We start from the raw sequence: 9,328 nt of genomic DNA, 5'->3' as shown, positions 1-9,328 counted from the left end.
GCGCCCCAGGCGCCCGCACCGGCTCCAGCCCCGGCCCCGGCGCCGGACGCCACGCCGGCCCCAGCCCCCGCGCCCTGAGGCGCGGGCGGCCCGACGACCAGCGCCACGCGCGAAAGGCCGATCAGCTTTTCGCGCGTGGGCACATTCCTGCCGGTCTGGCGATACCGCGGCGCCGCAAATCGCTCTAGGCTTTCCTCCCGCGCGAATGGCGTGACCTTTGCAGCTTTGTTTCACCATGTGGTTTTTGGTGAGGCAGCAGGGTTACGCCCTTTGCCATCCGGGACGGTGGCCCCATTTCCATTGTCCCTCTCGATCCCCCACGCGGCCCCTTTCGGTCGCCAGCGAGGTTCTGCCTATGCGTCTCGCCTCCATGATGCTCGCCGCCGCGGTCGCCGCGGCCCCGTTGGCCGCGACGCCAGCCTGGGCACAGCAACCTGCCCAGCAGCCCGCCCAACAGCCTACCCCCGGGCCGAGCACCACGCCGCTGGTCACTCCCCCGCCAGCCGGCGCCCCCGCCAGCTTCGCGCCGCTCGCCCGCCGCCTGCTGCCGTCCGTGGTCAATATCCAGACCACGCAGACGATCGGCGGCGGCAACCGGGCCGGCCGGCCGGACGCGCCCGAAGTGCCGCAGGCACCGCCGGGCAGCCCGTTCGAAGAGCTGTTCCGGGACTTCATGGACCGTAACCGTGGCGGTGGGGCCCGTCCCGGCCAGCCGCCGCGCCGCGCTCAGAGCCAGGGCTCGGGCTTCATCATCGACGCCTCCGGCATCATCGTGACGAACAACCACGTCGTCGATGGCGCGGACGAAATCAACGTCGTGCTGCACGACAACACCATCCTGAAGGCCGAGCTGGTGGGCGTCGACACGCGCACCGACCTGGCCGTGCTGCGCGTGAAGTCCGAGACGCCGCTGCCCGTGGTGCCCTTCGGCGACTCCGACCGCGCCGAGGTGGGCGACTGGGTGCTGGCCATCGGCAACCCGCTGGGCTTCGGCGGCAGCGTCACCTCGGGCATCGTCTCCGCCCGCGGCCGTAACATCAACGCCGGCCCGTATGACGACTTCATCCAGACCGACGCCGCCATCAATCGCGGCAATTCCGGTGGCCCGCTGTTCAACCTGAACGGCGAGGTGATCGGCATCAACACCGCCATCGTCTCCCCCTCCGGCGGTTCCATCGGCATCGGCTTCGCCATTCCGTCCAACCTGGCCAAGAGCATCGTGGCGCAGCTGCGGGACGGCGGCCGGGTGCGGCGCGGCTGGATCGGCGTGAACATCCAGCAGGTGAACGAAGAGATCGCCGAGAGCCTGAGCGTGCCCGGCGGCGCCCGTGGCGCCCTGGTGGCCCGCGCGGACGAGAACGGCCCGGCCGCCAAGGCCGGCGTGCAGAACGGCGACGTGATCCTGCGCTTCAATGGCCAGGAAGTGCGGGAGATGCGCAACCTGCCGCGCATCGTCGCCGAGACCGCCGTGGGCTCCGAGGTCCCGCTGACCGTGTGGCGCGGCGGCCGCGAGCATGAGCTGAAGATCACGGTGGCCGAGCTGCCGGCCGACCAGACCGCCGAGGCCGGCAATACCCCGCAGCCGGCCCGCCCCGGCGCGGCGCTGGAACTCTCCGGCCTGGGCCTGCGCGTCTCGCCCATCAACCCGGAGCTGAAGGAGCGCTTCAGCCTGCGCGACAACGCCCGTGGCGTCGTCGTCACTGAAGTGACCCCCGGCAGCAACGCGGCGGAGCGTGGCATCACCGCCGGCGACCTGATCGTGGAAGTGCAGCAGACCCGCGTGACCACGCCGACGGAGGTGCGCGACCAGCTGGAGCGCCTGCGCAAGCAGAACCGCCCCACCGCGCTGCTGCTGATCGAGAACAACCAGGGTCAGCGCTTCGTGCCGCTGCGCCTGCGCCCCGCCGAAGGCCGCAGCCCCGGCTAAGGGCTGTCTTCCGGGTGCTACGCTAACGCAGGGGGGCTTCGGCTCCCCTGTTTGCGTTTTCGGGGCGGTGAAGGCTGGGGGAAGGAATTCCCCCAGGCCCCATCTTTTTTCTCTCAGTTGGGTGGTGGCCTGGGCGGGCTAAGCCCTCTGCGCTCCGCCTTGGTCGGGCGGAGGTCCGAGGTCTCCGACCGCAGTGCAGCCCGTATTGCCTGCAAATCCATGATGGCTTCGCCACTCAGCGCAGACCTGCGGCCTTGGCGCCTGAATCGTCACTCGCAAAAAAAAGAAGGGGTTCGGGGAATTCCTTCCCCGACCTTCCTCTCAGCCGACCAATTCGCTCGCCCGGTACCCCTGGGCATAGAGGAGGGCCCGCAGGTCGGCATGCTCCACCTTGGCCCGGGCGCTGGCGGCCACTACCGGCTTGGCGTGGTAGGCGACGCCCAACCCCGCCGCGCCCAGCATCGCCAGGTCGTTGGCGCCGTCGCCCACGGCGGCGGTGGCGGCCAGGGGCAGGCCCAGCTCGGCGGCCAGCTTCTTCAGGATGACCAGCTTGGCGTCCCGGTCAAACACCGGCTCCTCCACCTTGCCGGTCAGGGCCTTGCCGTCATCCAGCAGGATGTTGGCATGGTGGCTCTGGAAGCCGACGCGCTCCGCCACCCGGGCGGTGAACCAGGTGAAGCCGCCGGAGGCGATGGCGCAGTGGGCGCCGTTGGCCGCCATGGTGCGTACCAGCGCCTCGGCGCCCGGCATCACCTCGATCTCCGCCCAGGTGGCTTCCAGCGCATCGAGGGAGAGGCCCTTGATCATCGCCACCCGCTCCCGCAGAGAGGTGGCGAAGTCGATCTCGCCATTCATGCTGCGCTGGGTGATGGCGGCGATCTGGTCCTGCACGCCGGCATAGGCGGCCAGCTCGTCCAGGGTCTCAGCGGTAATGATGGTGCTGTCCATGTCGGCGACGAGCAGTTGTTTCTGCCTTCCCTCGGCGGGTTGGGCGATGCAGTCCACCGGCGCGCCTTCCAGCGCACCGCGGGCGATCGCGTCCGCCTGCTCCGGCGCCAGCATGGAGAAGGGCAGGTCGGCGGCCTCGCCCTCCGCCAGCCAGTCCGGCGTGCCGGCCTGGCCGCCGAGGTCAAGGAGGGCCGCGCGCACTCGTGCGACAATGGGCGCCTGCAGGATACCGGCCGGCGCGATCAGGGTGAGGATATGGGACATCGGGGCGGGACCATGCCCGCGCGGCCATGAGTGATCAACCTTTCGCGCTGCTGCTGGCCGGGCCGACCGCCAGCGGCAAGTCGGCGCTGGCGCTCGCCCTGGCGGAGCAACTGGGCGGCACCATCATCAACACCGATTCCATGCAGGTGTATGACCGCCTGCGGGTACTGACCGCCCGCCCGAGCGCGGCGGAGGAAGCCCGCGTGCCGCACCGCCTGTATGGCGTGCACTCCCCGGCCGAGGCTGCCAGCGTGGCCTGGTGGCGCGAGCGGGCATTGGAGGAAATGGCGGCGGCGAAGCTGCCCATCCTGTGCGGCGGCACCGGCCTGTACTTCCGCGCGCTGACCGATGGGCTGAGCGAGGTGCCGCCCATCCTGCCCGAGACCCGCGCCGAAGCCCGTGCCCTGCTGGACGCCGAGGGCCCCGCCGCCCTGCACGCCCGCCTGGCGGCGGAGGACCCGGAGACCGCTGCCGGGCTGCGCCCCAGCGACAGCCAGCGGCTGGCGCGCGCCTGGGAAGTCTGGCGCGGGACGGGCAGGGGGCTAGCCTCCTGGCAGAAAGCCCCCGGCACCGGGCCGGCGCTGAAAGACGGTGTGCCCTGGCGCTTCGCCGCCCTGCGGCTGGACCCGCCGCGCGACATCCTGCGCGCTGCCATCAGCACCCGCTGGCAGGCCATGATGCAGGCCGGCGCGGTGGAGGAGGTGCGGGAGTTGCTGGCCCTCGGCCTGGACCCCAGCTTGCCGGCGATGCGCGCGCATGGCGTGCCGGAGATCGGCGCGGCCCTGCGCGGCGAGATCGACCTGGCGGAAGCGGGGCGGCGCGCCTGCCTCGCCATCGGCCAGTACACCAAGCGGCAGGCGACCTGGTTCCGGCACCAACCGCTCGCGGATGTGACCCGCGCGCATACGATCCATGCGCGAGTGGTGGGTCTAGAGCAATTTTCAGAAAGTGAATGGGTGGAAATTATCGCTTTTATTGATCGCTGTCGTTGACGGGGGGTGCCGGCGCGCGTTAGACGGACGTTGCCCGCGGCGTGCCGCGCGCCAACCCTGTCAGGAAGCCCATAATCATTATGTCTCCCCAGACCCTTCCCGCCGCATCCGCCACCACGTCCCTGACGGGTGCCGAGATCGTACTGCGCGCGCTGAAGGAGCAGGGCGTAGACGTTATCTTCGGCTATCCTGGCGGCGCCGTCCTTCCTATCTACGACGCCATCTTCCAGCAGAACGCCATCCGCCACATCCTGGTGCGGCATGAGCAGGCGGCGGTGCATGCCGCCGAGGGCTATGCCCGCTCCACCGGCAAGGTGGGTTGCGTGCTGGTCACCTCCGGCCCCGGTGCCACCAATGCGGTGACCGGGCTGGTGGATGCGCTGATGGACAGCATCCCCATCGTCTGCCTGACCGGGCAGGTGGCGACGCACCTGATCGGCAACGACGCATTCCAGGAAGCCGACACCACCGGCATCACCCGCCCGGCGACCAAGCACAACTACCTGGTCAAGGACATCCGCAAGCTGGCGGAGACGGTGCATGATGCCTTCTACGTGGCGCGCAGCGGCCGCCCCGGCCCGGTGGTGATCGACCTGCCGAAGGATATCCTGGTCGGCAAGGGCCCCTATACGGAAGCGCCGAAGCGCGAGCACCGCAGCTACCGCCCGCAGGTGGAGCCGGATGCGGGGCAGATCCGCAAGGCCGTGGCCATGCTGAAGGCGGCCAAGCGCCCGGTGGTCTATGCCGGCGGTGGCGTCATCAACGCCGGTCCGGAAGCCGCGGCGCTGCTGGGCAAGCTGGTCCGCATGGCCTCGCTGCCCTGCACCAACACGCTGATGGGCCTGGGCGCCTTCCCAGCCAGCGACCCGCAGTTCCTGGGCATGCTGGGCATGCACGGCACCTACGAGGCCAATCTGGCCATGCACGGGTGCGACGTGATGTTCAACATCGGCGCCCGCTTCGATGACCGCGTGACGGGGCGGCTGAACGCCTTCTCCCCCGGCTCGCTGAAGATCCACGCCGATATCGACCCGTCCTCGATCAACAAGAACGTCAAGGTCGAGGTGCCGGTGGTCGGCGACGCCGCCGCCGTGCTGCGCGCCATGATCGCCGCGTGGGACGAGGAGCCGGCGCAGCAGGACCGCGAGGCCATCGCCGCCTGGTGGCGCCAGATCGACCTGTGGCGCGGCAAGAAGTGCCTGGACTACGTGCAGACCGGCAAAATCATCAAGCCGCAGCATGCGGTGAAGCGCCTGTACGAGCTGACCAAGGAAAGCGGCCGGGAGACCTTCATCTCCACCGAGGTTGGCCAGCACCAGATGTGGGCGGCGCAGTATTTCGGCTTCGAGAAGCCGAACCGCTGGATGACCTCGGGCGGCCTCGGCACCATGGGCTACGGCCTGCCGGCGGCGATGGGCGTGCAGGTGGCGCACCCGGATGCGCTGTGCATCGACATCGCCGGCGAAGCCTCGATCCTGATGAACATTCAGGAGATGGCGACCCTCGCCCAGTACCGCCTGCCCGTGAAGGTCTTCATCCTCAATAACCAGTATATGGGCATGGTGCGGCAGTGGCAGGAATTGCTGCACGGCAGCCGCTACTCGGAAAGCTACAGCGAGGCGCTGCCTGATTTCGTGAAGCTGGCGGAAAGCTTCCACGGCGTCGGCATGCGCATCGAGGGTGCGGACGACCTGGACCGCGTCATCCGCGAGATGATCGCCATCGACCGTCCGGTGATCGTCGACTGCGCGGTGGACGAGAAGGAAAACGTCATGCCGATGATCCCGTCCGGCGCCGCGCATAACGAGATGCTGCTGGCCAGCGGGCAGGAGAGCGGCGGCGGCGCCAGCGTCACGGATCAGGGGATGGGGCTGGTCTGAAACCAAGGCCGAAGTCTTCGCGACCCCTCCTTATCTCCTGACGACCGGAACGACCCTGATGGCCGACCTGAACGACAACGTGCAACGCGCGGCGACCATCGCCGTGCTGGTGGAGAACGAGGCCGGCGTGCTGGCCCGCGTCATCGGCCTATTCTCCGGCCGCGGCTACAACATCGATAGCCTGACCGTGGCACCGGTGGACGAGCACGGGCGCCTCTCCCGCATCACCGTCGTTACCACCGGGACGGAGATGGTGATCGAGCAGATCAAGGCGCAGCTCGACCGGCTGGTGCCGGTGCACAAAGTGTCCGACCTGACGCTGGAGGGCCCGCATCTGACACGGGAACTGGCGTTGATCAAGGTGGTCGGCACCGGCTCCGCCCGGCAGGAGGCGCTGCGCCTGGCGGACGCCTTCCGCGCCCGCGTGGTGGACGCTACCACCGAGAGCTTCGTCTTCGAGATGACGGGAAGCGGCGAGAAGCTCGACGCTTTTATCAGCCTGATGCGGCCGATCGGGCTTGCGGAAGTATCCCGGACAGGTGCTGTTGCCATCGTGCGCGGCACGTCCAGCCTGACCGCCTGAATCTTCTTCTTTCTGACCTGGGGAGTGCGCCAGAGATGCGCGTTTACTACGACCGTGATGCGGATGTGAACCTGATCAAGGCCAAGAAGGTCGCGATCATCGGCTTCGGCAGCCAGGGCCATGCCCATGCCCAGAACATCCGCGATTCCGGTGCGACGGACGTCGTCATCGGCCTGCGCCCGGGTGGGTCCGCCAAGAAGGCCGAAGCGGCCGGTTTCAAGGTTCTCTCCCCGGCCGAGGCCGCGAAGTGGGCCGACGTCGTCATGGTGCTGACGCCGGACGAGGGCCAGGGCGACCTGTACCGCGACCACCTGCACGAGAACATGAAGGAAGGCGCCGCGCTGGCCTTCGCGCACGGCCTGAACGTGCACTTCAACCTGATCGAGCCGCGCGCCGACATCGACGTGTTCATGATCGCGCCGAAGGGCCCCGGCCACACCGTGCGCGGCGAGTACCAGAAGGGCGGCGGCGTGCCCTGCCTGGTGGCCGTGCACCAGAACCCCTCGGGCAACGCGCTGGAAATCGCGCTGTCCTACGCCTCCGCCGTCGGCGGCGGCCGTTCCGGCATCATCGAGACCACCTTCAAGGAAGAGTGCGAGACCGACCTGTTCGGCGAGCAGGTCGTCCTGTGCGGTGGCCTCGTCGAGCTGATCAAGGCGGGCTACGAGACGCTGGTCGAGGGCGGCTACGCCCCCGAGATGGCCTATTTCGAGTGCCTGCACGAAGTGAAGCTGATCGTCGACCTCATCTATGAGGGCGGCATCGCCAACATGAACTACTCCATCAGCAACACCGCGGAATACGGCGAGTACGTCACCGGCCCCCGCATCATCACGTCCGAGACCAAGGCCGAGATGAAGCGCGTGCTGACCGACATCCAGACCGGCAAGTTCACGCGCGACTGGATGCTGGAGAACAAGGTGAACCAGGCCTCCTTCAAGGCCACCCGCCGCAAGCTGGCCGAGCACTCCATCGAGGAAGTCGGCACCAAGCTGCGCGGCATGATGCCCTGGATCACCAAGGGCGCGCTGGTCGACAAGGCCAAGAACTAACCTTCGGCGCCTTGCCACGAAAGAACGCGCCGGTCGCAAGACCGGCGCGTTTTTTATTGGCGGCGTGGAAGAAGGTCGGGGGAAAGAATTCCCCCGACCTTCCTCTTCTCTCCTTCGTCACCCCCGCCGAACATTCCAGAAGACAGGCGCGCCCTTCACCATCCCGGTCAGGTCGCTGCGATACGCCGTGCTCTGGTAGAACAGCCCGGCCGGGATGAAGGGCACGTCCTGGAACGCCGCCGCCTGCATCGCCCGCCCCAGCGCCGCCTGTCCCTCCGCCGGGGTTTCGAACCAGCGGTCGCGCAGGGTTTCCAGCCGCTCGCTCACCGGCCAGCCGACGATGCTGCTCTTACCGTTGCCGCGCAGGTAATTGTGCGCGGCCGGGTTCACCCAGCTGGCGCCCGCGGTGCTGACGCAGACGCTGTTCCAGCCGCCGCGCTCCGGCGCTTCCTGGTTGGCGATGCGGCGGATGAAGGTGCCGAAGTCGCTGGCCTGCAATTCCACGTTGATGCCGCAGCGGCGCATCATGTCCGCCGCCACCACGTTCATGGCGCTGACGGAGGGGTAGTCGGTCGGCTGCAGGTGCACCACCTTCTCGCCCTTGTAGCCGGCGGCCTCCAGCGCCCGCTTCACCGCATCCAGGTCGCGCGGGCCGGTCAGGACGGACATGCCCTCATCGCTCGCCATGGGGGAGCCGGGCAGGAAGTAGCCAAGGTCGTCACGCCACAGGGTCCGGTCGTCGCCGGCCACCGCCTGCATGAAATCCGCCTGGGCCACGGCACCCAGCAGCGCCCGCCGCATCTCCGGCTTGTCGAAAGGCGGGTGCAACTGGTTGAAGCGCAGGAAGCCGGGGGAGCCGAAGGTGTCCAGCACCTCCTGCCTGATGTTGCGGTTGCGCTTCAGCGCCTGCGCCAGGTCGGCCGGCGGCTGTTCCCACCAATCGATCTCGCCTTGCTGCAAGGCCGCTGCCGCGGTGCCCGGGTCTGGGACCGAGACCCACTCCACGCGATCCAGATGCACCACCTTCGGCCCCGCCAGCAGGCTGGGCGTGCCGCCTTCGCGCGGTACGTAGCCGGCGAATTTCTCATAGACGGTGCGGGCGCCGACTACGTGTTCGTTGGCGATGAAACGGAACGGCCCGCTGCCGACCATCTCGGTCACCTGCGTGCTGGCATCCGTCAGCGCCAGCCGCTCCGGCATGATGAAGGCGTTCATGGTGCCGGGCTTGCCCAGCGCGTCGGCCAGCATGGGGAAGGGGCGCTTCAGGCGGAACACCAGGCGCGTGTCGTCCAGCGCCGCGATCTCGTCGGTGATGGCCATCAGCGCAATGCCGAACGTGTCCCGCTTGCCCCAGCGGCGGATGCTGGCCACCACGTCCCGTGCGCGCACCGGTTCCCCATCATGGAAGCGCAGCCCCGGGCGCAGCGTGATGGTCCAGCGCTTGCCGTCGTCGTCGATCTGGTGGCCGGCGGCCATCTGCGGCTGCGGCCGCAGGTCAGTGTCCACGCCGTAGAGCGTGTCGAACACCATCAGCCCGTGGTTGCGGCTGACGATGCCGGGGGTCCAGATCGGGTCCAGGATCGTCAGGTCGGCCTGGGCGACGAAGCGCAGCGGCCGGGCCGCCTGGGCGCGCCCCAGGCGCGGCGCGGCCAGCAGGCCCCCGCCGGTGGCCAGCGCGGCGG

At 68.9% G+C, this 9,328-nt stretch carries 7 protein-coding genes; 5 read left to right on the top strand and 2 right to left on the bottom strand.

The features are described from left to right. The first annotated feature begins 355 nt into the window (after positions 1-355). On the top strand, positions 356-1,927 hold the full coding sequence (locus IBL26_RS24475; protein ID WP_187787125.1) for a DegQ family serine endoprotease: 1,572 nt from the start codon (positions 356-358) through the stop codon (positions 1,925-1,927). A 321-nt stretch (positions 1,928-2,248) separates the two neighbouring features. Here the strand turns inward: IBL26_RS24475 and serB are convergent, their stop codons facing one another. Next, positions 2,249-3,139, bottom strand: a complete 891-nt coding sequence (gene serB / locus IBL26_RS24470) for a phosphoserine phosphatase SerB (RefSeq protein ID WP_187787124.1) — start codon at positions 3,137-3,139, stop codon at positions 2,249-2,251. Between the two features lie 26 nt (positions 3,140-3,165). Between serB and miaA the strand changes: the two genes are divergently transcribed. The 4 genes from miaA (at position 3,166) to ilvC (ending at position 7,646) form a co-directional block, all read left to right on the top strand. After that, complete coding sequence (miaA, locus tag IBL26_RS24465; protein ID WP_187787123.1) at positions 3,166-4,131, top strand: tRNA (adenosine(37)-N6)-dimethylallyltransferase MiaA; 966 nt, start codon at positions 3,166-3,168, stop codon at positions 4,129-4,131. A gap of 80 nt (positions 4,132-4,211) precedes the next feature. Then, a complete protein-coding gene (locus IBL26_RS24460) occupies positions 4,212-6,011 on the top strand; it encodes an acetolactate synthase 3 large subunit (RefSeq protein ID WP_187787122.1) in 1,800 nt (599 codons plus the stop codon). Positions 6,012-6,069: 58 nt separating this feature from the next. After that, the gene (gene ilvN, locus IBL26_RS24455) at positions 6,070-6,594 is read left to right on the top strand and encodes an acetolactate synthase small subunit (protein ID WP_187787121.1); all 525 of its coding nucleotides are present in this window, start codon (positions 6,070-6,072) and stop codon (positions 6,592-6,594) included. A gap of 35 nt (positions 6,595-6,629) precedes the next feature. Further along, positions 6,630-7,646, top strand: a complete 1,017-nt coding sequence (gene ilvC / locus IBL26_RS24450; protein WP_187787120.1) for a ketol-acid reductoisomerase — start codon at positions 6,630-6,632, stop codon at positions 7,644-7,646. A 117-nt stretch (positions 7,647-7,763) separates the two neighbouring features. Here the strand turns inward: ilvC and IBL26_RS24445 are convergent. Then, positions 7,764-9,328 (bottom strand): ABC transporter substrate-binding protein (locus IBL26_RS24445; protein WP_241749726.1); only part of this gene is annotated, 1,565 nt, incomplete at its 5' end.

Source organism: Teichococcus aerophilus (genome assembly GCF_014490485.1).
Classification (GTDB): domain Bacteria; phylum Pseudomonadota; class Alphaproteobacteria; order Acetobacterales; family Acetobacteraceae; genus Pseudoroseomonas; species Pseudoroseomonas aerophila.
This window is presented reverse-complemented; position numbering and strand designations above follow the sequence as displayed.